This is a genomic window from Rufibacter tibetensis (assembly GCF_001310085.1).
GTDB classification, from domain to species: Bacteria; Bacteroidota; Bacteroidia; order Cytophagales; family Hymenobacteraceae; genus Nibribacter; species Nibribacter tibetensis.
Genome location: NZ_CP012643.1, coordinates 2,764,990 through 2,785,574 on the forward strand (window position 1 = coordinate 2,764,990; position 20,585 = coordinate 2,785,574).

General features: G+C 43.5%; 10 protein-coding genes. All 10 read left to right on the forward strand.

Annotation, left to right across the window (positions count from 1 at the left end):
• Positions 1–120: 120 nt before the first annotated feature.
• The 10 genes from DC20_RS11155 (at position 121) to DC20_RS11200 (ending at position 20,562) form a co-directional block, all read left to right on the forward strand.
• Complete coding sequence (locus tag DC20_RS11155) at positions 121–2,688, forward strand: lamin tail domain-containing protein (protein ID WP_062543900.1); 2,568 nt, start codon at positions 121–123, stop codon at positions 2,686–2,688.
• A 120-nt stretch (positions 2,689–2,808) separates the two neighbouring features.
• On the forward strand, positions 2,809–3,564 hold the full coding sequence (locus DC20_RS11160) for a sulfite exporter TauE/SafE family protein (RefSeq protein WP_245652197.1): 756 nt from the start codon (positions 2,809–2,811) through the stop codon (positions 3,562–3,564).
• A gap of 141 nt (positions 3,565–3,705) precedes the next feature.
• Entirely contained in the window at positions 3,706–4,779 is a 1,074-nt protein-coding gene (locus tag DC20_RS11165) for a DUF6588 family protein (RefSeq protein ID WP_062543902.1), read from the forward strand.
• 752 nt (positions 4,780–5,531) lie between these two features.
• Positions 5,532–8,765 (forward strand): SusC/RagA family TonB-linked outer membrane protein, encoded by a 3,234-nt coding sequence (locus tag DC20_RS11170; protein WP_062543903.1) that lies wholly within the window; start codon positions 5,532–5,534, stop codon positions 8,763–8,765.
• 5 nt (positions 8,766–8,770) lie between these two features.
• On the forward strand, positions 8,771–10,288 hold the full coding sequence (locus DC20_RS11175) for a RagB/SusD family nutrient uptake outer membrane protein (RefSeq protein WP_062543904.1): 1,518 nt from the start codon (positions 8,771–8,773) through the stop codon (positions 10,286–10,288).
• Between the two features lie 756 nt (positions 10,289–11,044).
• Positions 11,045–14,086 carry a SusC/RagA family TonB-linked outer membrane protein gene (locus tag DC20_RS11180; protein WP_071885442.1) on the forward strand — a complete coding sequence of 1,014 codons (3,042 nt, stop codon included), beginning with the start codon at positions 11,045–11,047 and terminating at the stop codon, positions 14,084–14,086.
• Between the two features lie 11 nt (positions 14,087–14,097).
• Positions 14,098–15,633 (forward strand): RagB/SusD family nutrient uptake outer membrane protein, encoded by a 1,536-nt coding sequence (locus DC20_RS11185; protein ID WP_062543906.1) that lies wholly within the window; start codon positions 14,098–14,100, stop codon positions 15,631–15,633.
• 12 nt (positions 15,634–15,645) lie between these two features.
• Entirely contained in the window at positions 15,646–16,206 is a 561-nt protein-coding gene (locus tag DC20_RS11190; protein ID WP_062543907.1) for a DUF4843 domain-containing protein, read from the forward strand.
• A 140-nt stretch (positions 16,207–16,346) separates the two neighbouring features.
• Entirely contained in the window at positions 16,347–18,020 is a 1,674-nt protein-coding gene (locus DC20_RS11195) for an amidase (protein ID WP_083470309.1), read from the forward strand.
• Positions 18,021–18,177: 157 nt separating this feature from the next.
• A complete protein-coding gene (locus tag DC20_RS11200; protein ID WP_062543908.1) occupies positions 18,178–20,562 on the forward strand; it encodes a prolyl oligopeptidase family serine peptidase in 2,385 nt (794 codons plus the stop codon).
• The last annotated feature ends 23 nt before the right edge of the window (positions 20,563–20,585 follow it).

Sequence of the window (20,585 nt, forward strand, 5' to 3'; positions counted from 1 at the left end):
AGCTTTCTCCGGAACAACGGCTTGGTCTTTTCTACTTGTTTTCTGAAAATCAGGTAGAAAGCCCGTGGGCCGGTTGCAAAGTAAGCCAACTTTTCATGATAAATAAAGTAAAGGCTATTCATGAGGCAATTCTTTCTTGCTTTTATTCTAACTATAGCTATATTACCGGCTCTGCAGGCGCAGATACAGGAGTCTTTCTCTGACGGAGACTTCACCCAACGCCCTGTATGGGCAGGAGATACCGATCATTTTAGGGTAAATACCATCGGGCAACTGCAAAGTAACGGGCCAACTGCCACAGGTTCCACCCTTCATTTAGCTACTACCAATACCCTGGCTACCAATACTCAATGGGAGTTTTATGCTCAGCTTGCTTTTGCCACCTCCTCTGGAAACTATGCGGAAGTGCACCTGATCTCTGACCAACCAGATCTGAAAGGAGCCCTGCGGGGATACTTTGTTAGAATGGGCGGCACTGAAGATGACATAAGCCTTTACCGAAAAGATGGAGCCAGTGCCACGAAAATCATTGATGGGCCAGACAAAGCCCTAGTCTCCTCAGATACAAAACTGTGGATTAGGGTAACCCGCACCGCCACCCATGACTGGACCCTTGAAGTTGACCTGACGGGCACCCGCCAAAAATACGAGGTGCTGGGACGGTCGCAGGATGCCCGGTACACCACCACAAGATACGCAGGCGTTTTGTTCCGGTATTCCCAAGCCAACGCCCAGCGCTTTTACTTTGATGATTTTACGGTAAAGCAAATAGGTGGCCTCAGTCTCCTTAATAGTGTGGCAACTAACGCCAGAACGGTAGAGTTGACCTTTTCTGCGCCAGTTTCACAAATAGAGGCTACAAACACCAGCTATTACAGAGTTAATGAAAGGCTGTTGCCTGCCAATGCGGAGTGGCAGGCAACTTCACCACAAAAGGTAAGACTCCAGTTTAATGAAGATTTAGAAACAGGACGCAATTACCTGGAGGTGCTACGCATGATTGATGCCGAAGGCAATGCCGCGCAAAATCTGACGATTACCTTTGCATATACCCCAACAGCTTTACCGGGAGATGTGAGGCTTACAGAGATTTATGCGGATGTCAACCCTCTGCAGGATTTACCTGCCGCCGAGTTTATTGAGATCTACAACCGAAGTAATAAAACCTTCAACTTAGCCGGGTGGAAGTACTCAGATGCCACGGCCTCCGCAGGTGTCTTCCCCGACTACTTGCTACGGCCCGGTGCGTACCTTATTATCTGTGCTGCCAGAGATACAATTCTTTATAAATCGTTTGGTCCGGTACTTGGGTTGGCTACATTTCCCTCCTTGAATGACAGCGGTGATGACGTAGAGCTTTTTGATGCAAATGGTCAGTTGATAGACCTTGTGCGCTACAGTAACAGCTGGTACCGTGAAACTGCTAAAAAGGAAGGCGGCTGGAGTTTGGAGTTGCTGAACGTGAACAGTGCCTGTGTAGGGGGCTCGCAATGGAAAGCCTCGGAAAGCCCAATGGGAGGTACCCCCGGCAAAGTTAATTCCGTGCAGGTAGTGGATAAGGAAGCGCCCGTCCTGCAGCAAATTGCCGCCACCACTGCCACTACAATTCTGCTTCAGTTTAATGAGCCATTGGATAGTGCAGAGGCCTTGCAACTAAATCGCTATATCATTTCGCCAGGTATGGCTGTGCAACAGGTCAGGGTAGCGGGTTCTCTAACTGAAGTGGAATTGATTTTAACTACTCCTTTGCGGGAAAATGAGCGCTACGCAGTAACCGTGCAAGGTCTAAAGGATTGTAGCGGAAATGTCACTCCTACGGTGCAAAAGACAGTTGTGATGCCTGCTGCTCCTAAGCAAGGGGAGGTGGTCATCAATGAGATTCTGTTTAACCCCCGAACAGGCGGCGTAGACTTTGTGGAAGTGGTAAACAGATCTTCCAATCACTTAAACCTGCAAAACTGGAAACTTGCTAATCGGTCAGCGGGTGCCGTGGCCAATTCACGCAATGTAAGCGCCCAAAGTCTGGTGCTGGCGCCCGGCGGCTACCTGGTGTTTACTTCTGATCCTGAAATTTTACTGCGCGAATATCCATCTGGGCATCCTGAAAGGTTTGTCCAGATGGGTTCTATGCCTTCTTTCCCGGATGAGGCCGGAAACGTGGTGCTGCTTTTGCCCAACCAGGAGATTATGGATGAAGTGGCGTACCAAAGCAAGCAGCACTTCAAACTTATCTCTGATGCAGAAGGGGTTTCTCTGGAGCGCATTACCTTGGCCGGTCCTTCAGCTCCGGAGAATTTTCATTCCGCCGCTACTACTGTCAAAGCAACCCCCGGCTACGAGAACTCCCAGTCTCAGGAAATAGTAGCTTCAGCCAGGAAACTGAGCATGCACCCCAAAACCATTACCCCAGACGGCGACGGCGTAGATGATGCCCTTTTATTACGGTTCCGGATGGCGCAGCCCGGGTATGTGGCCCACGTGACCATTTATGACACACACGGGAGACCTATCAGAAAACTATCTAACAATACGCTATTGGGCGCTGAAAATGTGCTGCAGTGGGATGGCTTAACAGATGCCGGTACTAAGGCAGCCATAGGGTACTATATAGTGCTGGTAGAGCTGTTTAACCTGCAGGGGCAGAAAGAAGTATTGAAAGAAACAGCGGTAGTGGGTGGCCGTTTTTAACCTGATTTTGAGAAAGTGCCTCTAAAATGAAACTTCGGTCAAGACGCTTTTGGTTAGCCCGCACATTTTCAGAATATTTGCGGTTTCATTAGCCTGTTTTACGGGCGTAATAGTTTCGTTTTGGATATTCTGTACCTCTGCCTTTTCGCGTTTCTGGCAGGTTTGATTGATTCTGTGGTAGGAGGTGGAGGGCTTATCCAGTTACCGGCGCTTTTTGTGTTTCTGCCCCATGTGCCGGTGCCCACCGTGTTCGGAACCGGGAAGCTTTCCAGTATTGCAGGTACCTCCGTTTCTATGTGGCGCTACGCCCGAAATGTAGAAATCAACTGGCGCGCCTTGTTGCCTGCCGCTATCACCGCCTTTGTCTTTTCCTTTCTGGGTGCCCGAGCTCTCAGTCACTTTGATGCCGAACTGCTGCGGCCTATCATTCTGGTGCTTCTTATCTCAGTGGCAGTGTATACCTTCTTCCGGAAAGACTTTGGGGCTATTCATGCTCCTAAGCTGGCGCAAGCCAAAGAGGTATGGTACGGAGTAGGAGTGGGGCTGGTCATCGGGTTTTACGATGGATTTTTTGGACCTGGCACCGGCTCGTTTCTCATGTTCATCTTTGTGGGAATCTTCGGGTTTAACTTCCTGGCCGCTTCCGCTTCGGCGAAGGTGGTGAATGTGGCTACCAATCTTTCGGCATTGCTGTATTTTGGGTATAAAGGCTACATTCTGTACCACATAGGTATTCCTATGGCAATTAGTAGTGTTATAGGTTCTATGGTGGGGACCCGAATTGCGCTGGCGAAAGGCTCCGGTTTTGTGCGGAAGCTTTTCCTTGTAGTAGTATCTGGTATCATTCTCAAATTTGCTTATGACACCTTTAAGTAGGCATTTGTTTTATGGCTTGTTTCAAGAAAATTAAGCCTAAACAGTTTGTTGTCCTTTGAAAGTCTGACCATCTGTTTGTCTTTCAATAATGAATACAGAAGATTGCTAGTTGTATACCTTTAACTTATTACCACTTTTTGTATGAAGAACCCGTTCCTTAAACTTTCCTTGGTGGCTTTGCCGGTTCTTGGGATTTTGTTGGCCTCTCCTGCGGCAAAGGCGCAGGAACCTATTGGCGAAGTTATCAAGGCTGGTCAGAGAGATGCAAGCATTTTGATCAAGGCATACGCCGAACCAGGAGGTAGAGCTATGGGCCATGCCCTCAATGGAGGGTGGTTTAATTCCGGGAAGGCTATGGAGTTGGGGAAATTTGATGTTCGGGTTTTTGTGACAGCCGTTTTCACGCCCGAAGACCAGACTACCTTTGATGTTTCTAAACTAAATTTAGAGCGGATGAAGCTTTCTGCAGGAGAGTCTCCTATTGCGCCAACTCTTTTTGGAGATAATGAGGAAGGCCCTCAGTTAGAAGTGCAGTCCAATTCACCAGGGGAGAGAGTGATTTTCAGAACTCCGGCGGGGATAGGGTACCGCAATGTGCCCATTCCTATGGCACAAGTAAGTTTTGGTCTGATTAAAGACACAGAAGTAGCGGTGCGGTTTGTTCCAAAGACTACCTATGAAGAATACTCTGCAAAGCTGTGGGGAGTAGGGGTGAAGCACGGGATAAAGCAGTATATTCCTGTCCTGAGCGCCATTCCAGATTTTGACATTGCCGTCTTTGGTGGGTTTACCTCTTTTGAAACTGCCGCCGATTTAGAAATAAATCCAGACCCGGTTGCGGCTAGAAGTCCGTCGCAACAACAGCCGGGGTACTATGACAACCAACAACTGGTTTTTACCACTAAAGCTTGGACTACCAGTTTAGTTGCTGCTAAAACGGTAGGGGTGTTGGGTGTTTATGGCGGTGTTAAATACAGCCATGTTATAAGCGACATCAATGTGAATGGCCGCTATCCTATCACCGCTTTCAAGATTACGCCTCCTAACCGGTACATTGTGGATACCACAGACCCTGTGGCCGTAAACATAGGTGATAGCCAATTGGGTTTAACTGGCGGGTTGCGCCTGAAGTTGTCTATCTTCTCCATCTATGCCGAGGGCACATGGGCAAAATATCCATCTGCTACTGCTGGTATTGGGTTGGGGTTGTATTAAGCTCTTTTGCCTTATAGAAAAGCCTCTGCTGGGAAACTAGCAGAGGCTTTTTGTTTACTTCGTATGTCTGCAATGCCTTGATGGAAGTGTGACCTTGCTCTCCTTGGTACATTATTTTCTTTGCACATTAAGTATGTAGAAGTTTGATGGGCTCTCTTATTCTATCAAGGTATTTGGGAGAATAAGCCAAAGTTCAACCGTTTAATATATACTGTTTATTGATATTATGTTATTATAGTACGATAAAAAGCATTGTTTTATGTTAAATTTTAAAAGACTTTCTATATGTAAAAGAGTTTAAATAACAAGAGTAAGATGAATAAATTTTGCTAATCAATTGAATTTATAATGATGATAATAGGGAAAATTGAAGAGAGGTTTTATTCGGATTTAGCTTGCACTTATTAAAAAAAATAGAAAATTCTTTACGATATTCTGAACTAGGAATTTAACCTAACAAGCAAAGTAAATGCATTTAACATATGATTAATGTAGGTTTTGCCTAGTGAAAATACAAAATTAGTAAATTTTTAGATAGAAGCCGCTTAGGATATTCAAATGAATTCCAAATGGATTTAAGGTTTTAAATTTATTATGTTAATAAGCTTAACTGTTTATATGTGTAAAAATGACAGGTTTAACCATTTTTATTTTTAATTAAAAGGAAAAGTTTTGTTAAGAATTTGTTAATACGTCTAATAGGTTTAATTTTGATTATCTAATAATACTTTTTTTAACAAACCAAAAACAACATGAAGAAAGCTTTACTTTTCAGTTTTGTTTTGTTTCTAACGCTAATGACACAAGCGTGGGCTCAAAACAGAACTGTAACAGGACGAGTGACTGACGCACAAACGGGAGAGGGAATGCCTGGCGTGACAGTTCAACTCAAAGGCAGCACTACAGCATCACCTACCGATGTTAATGGCGCCTATTCTATCAGTGTGCCTAATACGGGCGGAACTTTAGTGTTCTCTTTCATTGGTTTTACAAACCAAGAAGTTGCCATAGGAAATCAATCTACAGTAAATGTGCGGCTATCCACTGATGCAGAAACTCTGCAAGAGGTAGTTGTGACTGGTTACTCAACTTCTACACAACAGGCTTTTACTGGATCTGCAAAAGTTGTAAGTGGCGCAAACTTAGAGAGAAAAAATGTTGCAAACGTCTCGCAAGCATTAGCAGGTGAAGTGGCAGGTGTTAGAGTAATTAACACAAGCGGGCAACCGGGTACAGTAGCTACAATTCGGATTCGTGGTTTAGGTTCAGTAAACGGAAGTAGAGATCCATTATATGTAGTTGACGGTGTTCCCTTTTTAGGAAGCATCAACTCAATCAATCCATCAGATATTGAGTCTACCACTGTTTTGAAGGATGCAGCAGCCACAGCCATCTATGGTTCAAGAGGTGCCAATGGCGTTGTGGTTATTACTACCAGAAGTGGCAGAGGTAAAAAGTCGTTTATTGAAGCTGATGCCAATTTTGGGACTAACATGCAGCTATTGCCTCGTTATGAGACAATTAAGTCTCCTGAGCAGTACATAGCATTGGGTTGGGAAGGACTTTATAACTACCCTAACACTGGTACTGCCGCTGATCGTATTACCTATGCAAATACAAATCTATTCTCCAATAGTGGTGTTAGAACAGGTTATAACTTATGGAATGCTGCAAACGGTGCCGAGTTGATTGATCCTGCCACTAAGATGGTAAGAGAAGGTGTGACTAGAAAATATGACCCAGAGAACTGGGAAGATTATGCCTTCCAGAACGCTGCTCGTAGAGAGTACAACGTTAAACTGGGTGGTTCCTCTGGAAGGACAAGCTACTTTACCTCCTTTGGGTATTTAGATGATCAAGGTTACTCTATTGCGTCTGATTATGAGCGTTTAACAGCCCGCTTGAATCTAAGACAAGAAGTAACGCAGTGGTTAACAGGTGGTATTAATTTTAACTATGCTAAATCTGAAACAAATGAAGGTGGTCAAACTTCAGACTCAGGGAGTATCTTCTGGTTTGTAGATAACATTCCTTCTATTTATCCTTTGTTTAAAAGAGATGCTGCTGGCGGATTAATTCCTGATCCTTTCTTTGAGGGGTCTAACGTATATGATTATGGTGCTGAAGGAAATTTTGCTAGAGGTTTTGGAGGGTTGACAAATTCGATTGCAGACGCTACTTATAATACAAGAAGGCATAATCGTGATGAGATTAACGGTAATGCTAACTTGGATTTCAACATTATAGAAGGTTTAACCTTTGAGAATAGAGTAGGGGTGCAGTATTACCACAACAAATATGGCTTCTTAAATAACAAGTTCTACGGGTCTGCTGCCGGACAACAAGGTTCTTTGGGTTTGACAAGAACAGAACGCTTTTCTTACAACTTGTTAAATTTATTGCGCTACTCTAAGTCTTTTGGGCAACACGGAATAGAAGCTTTGGCAGCCCATGAAGCAACAGATTATGAGCAAAACATATTTTCAGCTTCTGGTTATAGATTAGTAGATCCGAATATTCTAGAATTAAGTAATGCGGTTGTTAAAAACCCAACTCAGAACTCTTATACAACTAGATACACTTTGGAAAGCTATTTCGGGCAAGTGAATTACGACTTTGCCAAGAAGTATTTTTTATCTGCAACAATTAGAAGAGATGGCTCTTCAAGATTTGTCAATGAAAAGTGGGGAACATTTGGTTCCTTAGGAGCTGCTTGGCTTGTTTCAGGAGAAGACTTTATGAGCAGTTTAGGGTTCATAAGTAATTTGAAACTAAAAGCAAGCTATGGTTTAATTGGAGACCAAGCAGGTGTTGGGGTTTATTCAGGATATGACTTATATAATGTTGACAATGTGAACAACCAACCTGGTTTTTCATTTGCCACAAAAGGAAACCCTGATTTAACCTGGGAAACTTCCAGAATGTTCCAGACAGGGGTTGAGTTTGAACTTGGGAAATATGTAGAAGCATCTTTGGACTATTATATCAAAAATACTGAGAATTTGATCTTTGATATAAGAACTGCTCCATCTCTGGGATACGCTATCCTAACATCAAATGCAGGAAAACTTCAAAACAAAGGATTTGAATTTGATGTAACCGGGCATGTTTTGCAAACAAAGGATTTCCGTTTAGACCTAAGTGTTAATGGTGAAATCTTTACAAACAAAATAACCGAAATGCCACTAGATCCTTCAACAGGTGCGCCTAAGGTGATAGATGTACAAGGGAACTACGGTTGGTCAGAAGGCCATTCAATCTTTGATTTCTATATGCGCGAGTGGGCAGGGGTAGATCCTCTGGATGGCAGAGGCAGGTGGACTGTTCATTATGTTGATGCAAATGGAAATGGTTCATTTAACCCTGGCGAGCAGGTTTCTAGCTTAACAGATTACTTGGCTAAAAATCCAGACCAAGCAGGCAATATATTAGTTGGAACTACTAAAGTTTACTCAGAAGCAACACAGAAGTACGTTGGAAAGTCTCCTATTCCTGATGTTAGAGGTGGTTTTAATTTATCAGCAGGTTATAAAGGCTTTGACCTAAGTGCACAAATGCTATATAGCTTTGGTGGCTATGCTTATGATGCAGCGTACGCAGGCCTAATGCACAGTGGTGTTGTAGGTAGCAACAACTGGCATGTTGATATTCTTAACAGATGGCAAAGTGCTGAAAATCCTGGTAATGGAAATGTACCCCGTCTTTCCAATGCGAGAGATGCAAACGTGACCTCGGCTTCTACGCGATTCCTCACAAAGTCAAATTATTTATCTCTGAATAATGTGCGTCTTGGTTACACAGTTCCGGCAAGCCTGACCAATAGGTTTGGAGTAGGCGGAGTTTCAGTTTGGGTATCTGGAGATAACTTGTGGTTGAATAGTGCTCGCAAAGGATTTAACCCTTCTACCGCAGAGACAGGTGGTTCAAATACCTACCTTTATAGTCCTCTATCAACCGTAACGGCTGGTCTAAGAATAAAAATCTAATTACAATGAAAAAGCAATTATATACAATAGCATTAGCTGTGCTTACAGTTATTGCCAGCAGTTGCCAGGAAGATTTTCTGGAGGAACAACCTAATCAACAGCTGTCGTTAGAGCAACTTAGGGAGGCTGCTAAAACAGATCCCTCTTTACTAACGGCGTTTGTTGATGGTATTTACTCAACTATGTATCAGTCTGGTACTGGTGGTACCACAAATCATGATGATTTCGGACAGAAGGGATATGATATATATGCTGATATGCTGTCTTCTGATATGGTGTTAGCAGGTACTACTTATGGTTGGTACTCCAACATTGCAAGATACCAGGCTACTAAAGATTTTACTGTCAATGCGGCTTATCAGCCTTGGAGATATTATTACCGAATCATCTTCGGTGCGAATTCCTTGATAGAACTTTTAGGTGGGAATGATGCAACGCAAACAGATGCTGGTAGAACCCACCTTATGGGGCAAGCAAAAGCATTGCGCGCTTATGCATATTTTTACTTAACTCAGTTCTACTCTACTGGATATGGTAATGGATCAGAAAAAATATTGCCAATCTATAACACAACTACTGTTCCTGCACAGCCAAAGAGTACAGCAGCTGAGGTGTATGAGTTCATGGTGAAAGATTTAGATGCCGCCATTGTTGCCTTGCAAGGGTTTAATAGAACTGCTAAGCTTCAGGTGGATCAAACAGTAGCGAAAGGCTTACTTTCTTATGTGCTTGCGGCACGTGGCACACAGGCAGATTTGCAAAGAGTGGTAACATTAACAAATGAAATCGTTGCTACTACACCCTACCGTATTTTAAATCCAAATGAAGTTGTTGCCCAGTTCGATGCAGCTGGTCAAATCACTAACCGCACAACAGCCGGATTCAACAATGTGGCGTCTCCAAGCTGGATTTGGGGTGTAGATCTTTTGCCAGCTTACGGGCTTAACCTTATTTCATGGTGGGGTCAGGTTGATGTGTTTACCTATAGCTATGCATGGGCTGGAGATCCTAAATCTATTGATAAAAGCTTGTATGATGCTATTCGTACTGGTGACATTAGAAAAGGGCAATTCATTTCCACTAATTTACAGCCAAGAAATAAATTCTTTGCTCCAAATAGAGTAATTGGCCAACAGCGTCAGGTAGAGACTGACTATGTATACATGCGCTTGGAAGAATTCGTGCTCTTGAATGCAGAAGCTAAAGCGAAACTAGGACAAGAAAGCCTGGCTAAAGATGCTTTAAAGACCTTACTTTCTAAGAGAATGACAACAGCAGCGGATTATCTTTATGTAGATGCCCTTAGTGGTCAGGCTCTGTTAAATGAAATTCATCTTCAAACTCGTATCGAGCTTTGGGGTGAAGGAAAATCTTACTTATCCCTTAAAAGAAATAAGAGAACTGTTACAAGAGGCACTAATCACTTGTTTGAGGCAGGAAATTCATTCGCTTGGAATTCTGATGAGCTTACATTTGAGATCCCTCAAGCAGAAATTCTTAATAATCCTGTTCTCTCTGAATAAGATTTTATAATTAAATCTATTCAGTAGATAGCTTCTTCTTTAAAGAGTAGCATATGGAAAGCTGAGAAAGTTAGTAGACCAGCTATTCACTTTAGATAAAAAAAAGCCTCAGATATATTTCTGGGGCTTTTTTTATGAGGTAAAAGCAGCTAGGTTCCTCAAACCGGTGAACTAGAGACACACTTCTGGAAAGCATTAATAGCAAGGGCAGGTTTTTGCAAGTTGGTAATGTTTATTTGGGTTCAATCTTTATTAGCTGAGTGGTAACGCAAGATGCATTTACTGCTTGGTGCTTGTGATGAGAAACTTTTCCCCTAAGTCTTTCTAAGTTGATTTAAACTAAAGATTTTTGCAATGTAGATTTCAGAGGCAGTAGCTCTGAATGTGATTGATAATAAGTAAAGCAGTGGAAAGTAGAGGGGCCTTTTTCGTTTACTTAAGGGACAACCTGGGCCAGTAAACTTATGGAGAAATGCAATTATGATAATTATTGAAAATGCATATCTCCATATGATGCGAAATTGATAAATCTTAAATAAATCCTTTAGAATAAATCCAATTTTATATTAAATATATTAAAGGAATTATAGGTAATGCAACAAAAAATAAGATTTGGAATTTATTTTAGTACGAATAGAACTAATATAATTTCTTTGAGAAAAAAATTATTATGTTAAGAATTTGTTAAGAAAGCTTTTAAAGTTAAATTTGGTTAACAAACAATAATTTTTTCTACAAACAAACTACAAAACCAACATGAAGAAAGCTTTACTTTTCAGCTTCGTGTTAGTGTTGACGCTTTTTACACAAGCGTGGGCACAATCACGAACTGTAACAGGACGAGTGACTGACGCAGCAACAGGAGAGGGAATGCCTGGCGTAACAGTTCAACTCAAAGGCAGCACGACAGCATCACCTACTGATGTTAACGGCGCCTATTCAATCAGTGTGCCTAATGCAGGCGGAACTTTGGTGTTCTCTTTTATTGGTTATTCAAACCAAGAAATAGCCGTTGGAAACCAATCTACTGTGAACGTACGATTAGCAACAGATGCTCGTCAAATTTCTGAAGTAGTAGTAACTGGGTATGGCGTGCAGGAGAAGCGCGAGGTAACAGGTTCAATTGCTCAGGTAAGTGGTGCCTCTATCCAAAACCAGCCTATTGCTTCGTTAGACAAAGCGTTGCAAGGAAGAGCTGCCGGGGTAGTAGTGCAGTCTAGCAACGGTATCCCAGGTGGTTCTGTGAATGTGCAAATCCGGGGAGTAGGCTCTGTAAATGGAGGTACCCAGCCGCTGTACATTGTAGACGGGGTGCAAATTAATACCGGCGCCACACGATCAGGGGTAACATCTGCCAACCCGCTTGCGGGAATTAACACCAATGATATCGAGTCTATTGAGGTAATCAAAGATGCGGCAACGGCGGCAGTTTATGGTTCTCAGGCGGCGAATGGGGTAGTAATCATTACTACCAAGAAAGGGAAAGCAGGTAGAACTAATTTTACGGCTAATTATTACACTGGCTTAGCAGAGAGATTAAAGAAATTTGATGTGTTGAACTCACAGCAATATTATGCTTTAAGAACAGAGGCTGTTACAAATGCGAACAACCCTGCAGGTGCCAGAGGTATAGTACTTAATGAGATTGGTCTTCCTGCCAATGCTACAGATGCTCAGATTGCCGCATTGCCAACGTATGACTGGCAAGATGAAGCTTTCCAAAGAGGGGTAGTAAATAATTATGAACTTTCTGCCAGAGGTGGAAACGAGAAAACAACTTTCTATTTGTCTGGTGCTTACCAGGAGCAGTCTGCTATCTTGTCTAAGGCTGACTTCAGAAGAGCAAGTGCGCGGTTAAACTTAGACCATGCTGCCACAGATAATCTAAGTTTCTCAACTACCTTGAACTTAAGCAATGTTACTCAGGAAGCACCATTTGCAACTTCTGGATCATTTCTGGGTAACCCTGCCTTTGCAACTAGCTTGATTCTGCCGAGTAACCCTATCAGAAATGAAGACGGTACTTATTACGGGTTGCCTGGTAGCGGACAGGTGTTTAGAGGTATTCTAAACCAGAACGTGGCTGCGGTTAATGAGTTTAACTCCGGTTCACAAAGAACTACTGGTGTGTTAGGCTCTTTTGCTGTAAACTATAAGATCCTTCCTGGTCTTTCATTTAGATCTAGCTATAGCTTAGATTACAACAGTATTGATGGAGAACAATATCGTGACCCAAGAACGCCAGACGCTTTCGTGGTAAGAGGAAGAGGGTTTAGAACTGTTGACTGGTTGACGAACTTTCAGTCCGTACAATTGTTGACTTTCGCAAGAACGTTTGCAGATGTGCATAAAATTGAAGCCCAAACGGGTTTAGAGTACAGAAGAGATGTACGTAGTAATGTTTTCGCTAACGTATCGGGTTTCCCAACGCCAGAGTTCAGAACTTTAGGTAGTGCAAGTACCCCTGTGAGCGTTGGAGAAGGCTTTACTGGTTACAAAAGAGCTGGTGCCTTTGGATCAATCAACTACGTGTTCAATGGGAAATACACTCTAAGAGCAATCATGTCTTATAATGGCTCTTCTCGCTTCGGTAAAGATACCCAATATGGTTTCTTCCCTGGGGTGGCAGCAGCCTGGAACGTGGCTGATGAAAACTTTATGGCAGATGTTGATTGGGTATCTTCTTTGAAATTAAGAGCAAGCTGGGGTAAGAATGGCCGTGATGGTAGCGGTGGTGGAGGTATTGGTAACTTTGATGCCAGAGCTCTTTACGGTAATGCCGGGCTTTATGCCGGTGCCTTGGGTATTGCTCAGACCAACCTTGCTAACCCCGTTCTTCAGTGGGAAACTCGTACTATGACAGACGTAGGTATAGATTTTGCCTTCTTTGGGAACAGAGTTTCCGGTACAATAGGTGGTTTCTTTGAAAAGAATGACGACCTTTTATTCAGCCTTCCATTGCAGTTAACAACCGGTTATAGTACTGTAACCGTTAACGTAGGTGCCTTGGAGCAAAAAGGAGCTGAGTTTGAACTGAACACTATCAATATTGACAAGGGTGATTTCCAGTGGAGAACTAACTTCAACTACGGTTTTGTGAAGAATGAGATAACACGGTTGTATAACGATGTTGAGAATACGCCAAGCTATTCACTTATTGTAGGAGAAGATTTGGGTGTGATCTATTCATATGAGTATGCCGGTGTAAATCCTGCTACAGGAAGGCCTATGTGGTTAGATAAAGATAACAACCCAACCTATCAGGTTGCTGCGGCAGACCGTAGAGTAATTGGTTCTACCCTTCCTAGACATACAGGTGGTCTTGAAAACACTTTCTCTTACAAAGGCTTTGACTTTACTTTCCTATTCCAATACCAATATGGAAGAACCGAGTTTGACGGGCAATATGGCTTCTTAGCAGAGAATGGTAACAGAACCTTCAATAGCTTGACTGATCTTTATAACAGAAGATGGACAACTCCAGGTCAAATCACTGATGTACCAAGGCCATATAACGGCGGTACTGAGTCACAAGGTAGTAACCACGCTATTGCTTCTACCCGCAACTACTTCAAGACAGATTATATAAGGTTGAAGAACATGCAGCTTGGCTATAACTTTTCTTCTTCTTTATTGGCCAGAACAAAAGTGTTTTCCTCGGCCAGAATGTATGTACAGGCCACTAACCTTTACACTTATACAGATTTCCCAGGATATGACCCAGAGTTCTATGGAGTGGCTACCGGTATCATACCGCAATCTAAGAACGTAACCTTTGGTGTTCAATTAGGATTTTAATCAAACAGAAAATGAGAAAAAGTTTTTTATATAGAATAGGTGCCGTAGTGCTTTCTGCCAGTATGGCATTTTCTACGGTATCTTGTGAGGATTTATTGGATATTGATCCTAAAACAGCGATAGATGCTGGTACAGCATTGACTACTGGTGATGGAGTAAGATCAGCTATTCTGGGTGCTTACACTCCATTGAAAAACCTTACCATGTATGGTAACAGGTTAATTACCTTACCAGAGGCACTTTCAGATAATGGACGGGCTACAAATAAATCTGGTAGATTAGTAAACGAAGCACGGAACGCACTTAATGCACATTTTACCCATTGGGGTACTGCTTATGATGCTATCCAACGTATCAATTTAGTGCTTGCGGCGCTTCCTGCGTTGCAGGACCCAACGGTTACAGCTGATAACAAAGCTGCTTTTGAAGGTGAGCTTAAATTCCTTAGAGCTTTGTATCACTTTGACTTGGTAAGGTCTTACGCCTATATTCCAGGTGCGGTTGTAGAGTCTAAGAACATGGGTGGAGTGCCTATTGTAACTCAGACATTTGGCTCTGGAGCAGAAGCTCTTGCCTTCTTACCAGCCAGAGATCCAATCAATGAGGTATATGATGCTATCTATGCTGACTTAGATGATGCTGTTGCTAAACTTGGGGCCATCTCCAATGTGGGGAGAGCCTCTAAAGTAGCAGCCCAGGCACTTTACTCCAGAGTAGCTCTTTATAGAAAAGACTACCCTAAAGTAATTGAGATGTCAACTGCAGTAATTACTGCCAGAGGAACCACGTTAGCCACTCCGGCAAACTATGTAGCCAGCTGGTCTGAAGCAACTAATCCTGAAACCATATTTCATGTGGCATTTCAAACACCTGCTGAAAACATTGGGGTAAATGAGTCTTTACAGACCACCTTCACAACCTTGGTAGTGAGAGGAGACCGTACAAGAACAGGTGGTTTTGGTGACTTAGTGCCTACTCCTACTCTTTTGACAGACTTGGGGATTACTATGGCCTTGAATCCTGCTACTGCTACTTCTCCTGCAGTTAATTCTAACGGAACTGCTACTGCGGCCATAGCTTCCCGCTCTTCTGACGTACGTAACTTGCTTTTTGAGGTAGGTACTAGTGGTAGAGGAAACCCTTGGGTAGAGACTACTAAGTTCCTTGGCAAAAATGGTGAAATCAACTTGGACCACATACCTGTGATCCGTATAGCCGAAATGTATTTGAACAGGGCAGAAGCTTATGCCAATACAGGGAACCTGGTTGCTGCTTTGGCAGATGTGAATACAATCAGAACTAACAGAGGATTGGCCCCAAGTGTAGCGGCTACAAGTGCTGCTCTGAACACAGAGATCTTGTTGCAACGTCGTTTAGAATTTGCCTTTGAAGGACACCGGTTCTTTGACCTTAAACGATTGGGAATGGATATTAATAAACCCGCTCTAGGTACTACAGTCGCCTTTACAGAAGACGTGATATTACCTGCCATTCCTTTGAATGATGTTGGCGGTAATCCAAACCTGAAACAAAATCCTGGCTATTAATTGATATCAGACATGAAGAAGTTTTTATATTTATTTGCTTTTGCAGCTCTTTTACTAAACTCTTGCATAGAGAACGAGGAGATTCTGTGGGAAGGCAGCTTAGTAGAATTTGATGCAGCCACGTATAATGCCCGTTCAGTTGTGGGTGGAGTGTCAAAAGACTACACCTTACTAACCCGTAGACCTCAATACGGTAGAAGTGTTTTGACCAGTGCTACTGGTGGTTTCGCCGCAGATACGGTTATTACCAGAACCTGGGCTGCCACTAATGGGGTTTTCAGACTACGCGTTAATTTGGTTGGGCCTCAGAGAAGTGAAGCTCAAACTGTGCCTTATGTAGTAGTAGAAGAAGAAACTACGGCTGTACAGGGTAGACATTATGGCGCTCTTACTGGTACTGTGACCATACCTGCTAACTCAAGCTTTGGCTATGTAGAAATTCCAATCTTGAACCCAGGTGCACCTGCTGCGGGTTCGCCAACCTCTGTAAGGTTAGTACTTGAATTGCGTGGTAATGACGTATTGGCTCCAAGTCCTAAATATGACCGGATAGGAATTAATATAAACCAATAGGAAGTTTTATCCCATAAAAAAAGCCCCAGATTTATTTCTGGGGCTTTTTTTATGGGATAAAAGCTAAATAAACATTGGAGTACTATGACTAACTAACCCCCTTTCTATAACTTGTCTTGTCAAACAGAACTAACATCAGCATGATTAAAACCAATTATAAAGCCATAGCTCTTTCCCTGATGGGACTAGCACTTTTCTTTTCAGGAGCCTTTGTAGGCAGGACGCTGGAAGTAGAGAAGATTACCGTGCCAATGGTACAAAGTGCCCAAAAACTTTTGGGACTTGACTTCAAGCCTAGTCAACTTGACACTGCCCTTACGGAACTCACAGACCTACGGCAAAGCTATATCCGTTTGCGGGAAGCTAAGCTGGAGAACAGTGTACCGCCTGCCCTTCAATTCAACCCAATACCAGTAGGTTTTACGTTTGAGCGGGAAAGGGAGAGATTCAAAGCGTCTGAACTGAAGAAGGTAGACCTACCGGCCAACAGAGAAGACATAGCTTACTTGACTGTAAGAGAATTGGCTGAGTTGGTGCGCACGAAAAAAATCTCGTCAGTTGAGCTTACAACGTTCTTTTTGGCCAGATTAAAGAAATATGACCCAAAACTGCACTGCGTCACTTCTTACACAGAAGAATTAGCCATGCAACAGGCGAAACAGGCCGATGCTGAAATCAAAAAAGGGAAGTACAAGGGACTACTTCACGGTATACCATTTGGGGTGAAAGATTTACTAAGCACCAAAGGCTATAAGACTACATGGGGCTCAGTACCCTACAAAGACCAAGTCATTGACGAAGATGCTACGGTAGTTCAAAAGTTGCGGGATGCCGGTGCAGTGTTAGTCGCCAAGTTGACCTTAGGCGAACTGGCCATGGGTGATGTATGGTACGGTGGTAAAACACGAACCCCTTGGGATATTACGCGCGGGTCAAGCGGTTCTTCGGCGGGTTCTGCATCTGCAGTGGCGGCAGGGTTGCTTCCATTTGCCATTGGTACTGAAACATTAGGCTCCATTGTTTCCCCTTCCACCGCTTGCGGCACCACGGGTTTGAGACCAACCTATGGACGAGTGAGCCGACATGGCGCTATGGCTTTGAGTTGGTCCATGGATAAGATTGGCCCAATTACCAGATCAGTGGAAGACTGCGCCATTGTATTCAATGCCATCTATGGACCAGACGGAAAAGATCAATCTGTCTTAGATGCTCCTTTCAACTATACGCCAGAAATCAATGTAAAGAAATTGCGTATTGGTTACCTGAAGAGCGGTTTTGAGAGAACTTATGCCTTCAAAACACAGGACCAAGCTACTCTTGAGGCGCTAAGAAAGGCAGGGCATGAATTGATTCCTATAGAATTACCAAAGCTGCCGGTGAATGATCTGGTAATGACCATTTCTGTAGAAGGAGCAGCCGCTTTTGAAGATATCACCCTTAACGGGCAAGTAGACAAAATGGTAAACCAGGACAGAAATGCCTGGCCTAATACCTTCAGAAGCGCTCGGTTTATTCCGGCCGTAGAATATCTGCAGGCGCAACGAGTACGCTATCAATTAGTACAGGAAATGGAAAAATTGATGAAGCAGGTTGATGTGTATGTGTCGCCGTCTTTTGCCGGTAGTAATCTAGTGATCACAAACTTAACGGGGCACCCTTGTGTGGTAATACCAAATGGATTTACGAACCAGAATCGGCCTACTACTATCACTTTCATCGGGAAACTGTTTGGCGAAGCAAATCTGCTGGCCTTCGTGAAAGAGTATCAGGATAAAACTGATTTCCATAAAAAACATCCTGTTGTAGCACTTTAAATTTTTATTCTACTTGAGTCTGCTGCATAATATGTATTGATTATGATCAGCCTGTTCTTTCCTTTTTTTCAAAAAGAGGGATAGAAACAGAGAATAGTCAATGCTATGTTAGTATCATAATGCCTTTTTTGATCAATTTCCAGAAAGCAAGCCCCAAATGCACACTATCACCAAATACCTTATTTTAGGTACCATAGCGTTGTTGCCTTTTTTACACAGCAACGCCCAAACCAAACCTACCCTTACGGTTGAAAAGATTATGCAGGATCCTGCCCTGTGGATTGGTACTTCACCCTCTGATATTTACTGGTCTGATGATAGCAAACGCGTGTACTTCCAATGGAATCCTGAGAAAGCCAGCAGAGATTCTTTATATGTTGTACAAACCAACAGCAAGAAAGTAACGAAGGTGTCAGCCGCAGAGCGCCAGAGGTTATTTACGCCGGGGGGCGCTTATACACAGAACAGAAATAACAGAGTGTATGAACGTGGGGGGGACATCTTTCTGGTAGACCTCAAATCTGGAAAACTGAGCCAGGTAACTAAAACCGTAGAGCGGGAATCTTCCCCAGCTTTCACCTTTGATGAACAGGAAGTAACCTATTTCAAAGACGGAAACTTGTATGCCTGGAGCGTAGGCAACGGCCAGATCCGGCAACTGACAGATTTCCGGAAAGGCAGAAAGCCTGCTGACCCAAATCTCATCAAAGATAAACAAGAGGCATTCCTGCGCGAGCAGCAAGTGGAGTTGCTAAAGATCATCCAGAAAAGGGAAGAAGAGCGTAAGCAGCAACGCTTGGCACAAAAGGAAGCAGCCAGAAACAGGCCCAAAGAGATTTACATTGAAGACAAAACTGTAGATAATGTTATTCTAAGCCCTGATGAGCGATTTATTACCTATAGGTTAGTTTCACGACCTGCCAACAGCAAGATTGCCCAGGTACCTAATTACGTGACAGCCTCTGGCTACACCGAGGACATTCCTACCAGAACTAAGGTGGGAGCGGTTCAGGCTACGTATGAGTTAGGCTTGTATGATACCAAACTTGACACTACGTACTTGGTTTACTTCAAAGGACTCTCCGGAATCCAAGAGAAGCCGGATTTCCTTAGAGAAAACCAAAAGCGTTCTGATACTGCCTGGACCAGTGCTGAAACAAGGAAGATCATGATGTTTGGTCCATACTACTCTCCTGATGGAAAGAAGGCAGTACTGGTGGCCAGATCCCACGATAACAAAGACCGCTGGATCATGAACTTCGATCCTACTACCCGTGCCATCAAGACAATAGACCGGCAGCATGATGAAGCCTGGATCAACGGTTATGGTCCCGGTGAAATAGGGTGGATGCCAGACAATGAAACCATCTGGTTCTTGTCAGAAGAGAGTGGGTATGCCCATTTATACAATGTGAATGTAGCCACTGGCCAGAAAAAGGCCCTTACCTCTGGTACGTTTGAAGTGCTAAGTATCTACCAATCAAAAGACAAAAAGTATTGGTACCTCACCACAAACCAAGTACACCCCGGTGAGCAGCATTTCTATAGAATACCGTTAAAAGGGGGCAGAATGGAGCAGATCACCAAAATGACAGGTGCACATGAAGTAACCATGTCACCCGATGAAAAAACATTGGCCATTCGGTACTCCTATTCCAACAAACCTTGGGAGCTGTATATGATGGACAATAAGCCAGGTGCCAAGCCAGTGCAGATCACAAAATCTACCACTCCAGAATTCAGCGCATACCCTTGGCGGGAGCCCGAGGTAATTACCTACAAAGCAGCAGATGGTGCCGATGTACATGCCAGAATATACAAACCAGAGAATGCGTCTGGTAATGGCCCTGCAGTCATCTTCGTGCACGGGGCTGGTTATCTGCAAAATGCCCACAAATGGTGGAGCACCTATTTCAGAGAGTACATGTTCCACAATCTTTTAGTAGACAAAGGATACACTGTACTGGACATAGATTACCGGGGAAGTAAAGGGTACGGCCGTGACTGGCGAACCGGAATTTACCGGCACATGGGCGGCAAAGACTTAAGCGACCACGTAGACGGCGCCAAAATGCTGGTGGATAAATACAAAGTAGACCCCAAGCGGATAGGCATCTATGGCGGCTCGTATGGCGGATTTATCACCCTGATGGCTATGTTTACCCAACCCGATGTATTTGCAGCAGGAGCCGCTTTGCGCTCAGTAACAGATTGGTCGCATTATAACCATGGCTATACCTCCAACATTTTGAATGAACCGCAAGAGGATAGCTTAGCCTATGCCCGAAGCTCCCCAATTTACTATGCTGAAGGATTGAAAGGTGCCCTTTTGATGTGCCACGGCATGGTAGATACTAACGTCCACTTCCAGGACATTGTCCGGCTATCACAGCGCCTTATTGAATTAGGTAAAGAAAATTGGGAACTAGCGGTGTATCCTGTAGAAGACCACGGATTTGTGGAGCCCAGCAGCTGGACAGATGAGTACAAACGAATTCTGAAGCTTTTTGAGACCAATTTGAATAAAACGGACCCCAAATAGAATCACCACTAAAACAGAGAAGC

What these genes read in the sequence shown, in the direction of transcription:
- DC20_RS11155 (WP_062543900.1), top strand. Translation starts at nt 121, where the DNA reads ATGAGGCAATTCTTTCTTGCTTTTATTCTAACTATAGCTATATTACCG.
- DC20_RS11180 (WP_071885442.1), top strand. Translation starts at nt 11,045, where the DNA reads ATGAAGAAAGCTTTACTTTTCAGCTTCGTGTTAGTGTTGACGCTTTTT.
- DC20_RS11200 (WP_062543908.1), top strand. Translation starts at nt 18,178, where the DNA reads ATGCACACTATCACCAAATACCTTATTTTAGGTACCATAGCGTTGTTG.
- DC20_RS11165 (WP_062543902.1), top strand. Translation starts at nt 3,706, where the DNA reads ATGAAGAACCCGTTCCTTAAACTTTCCTTGGTGGCTTTGCCGGTTCTT.
- DC20_RS11170 (WP_062543903.1), top strand. Translation starts at nt 5,532, where the DNA reads ATGAAGAAAGCTTTACTTTTCAGTTTTGTTTTGTTTCTAACGCTAATG.
- DC20_RS11175 (WP_062543904.1), top strand. Translation starts at nt 8,771, where the DNA reads ATGAAAAAGCAATTATATACAATAGCATTAGCTGTGCTTACAGTTATT.
- DC20_RS11195 (WP_083470309.1), top strand. Translation starts at nt 16,347, where the DNA reads ATGATTAAAACCAATTATAAAGCCATAGCTCTTTCCCTGATGGGACTA.
- DC20_RS11185 (WP_062543906.1), top strand. Translation starts at nt 14,098, where the DNA reads ATGAGAAAAAGTTTTTTATATAGAATAGGTGCCGTAGTGCTTTCTGCC.
- DC20_RS11190 (WP_062543907.1), top strand. Translation starts at nt 15,646, where the DNA reads ATGAAGAAGTTTTTATATTTATTTGCTTTTGCAGCTCTTTTACTAAAC.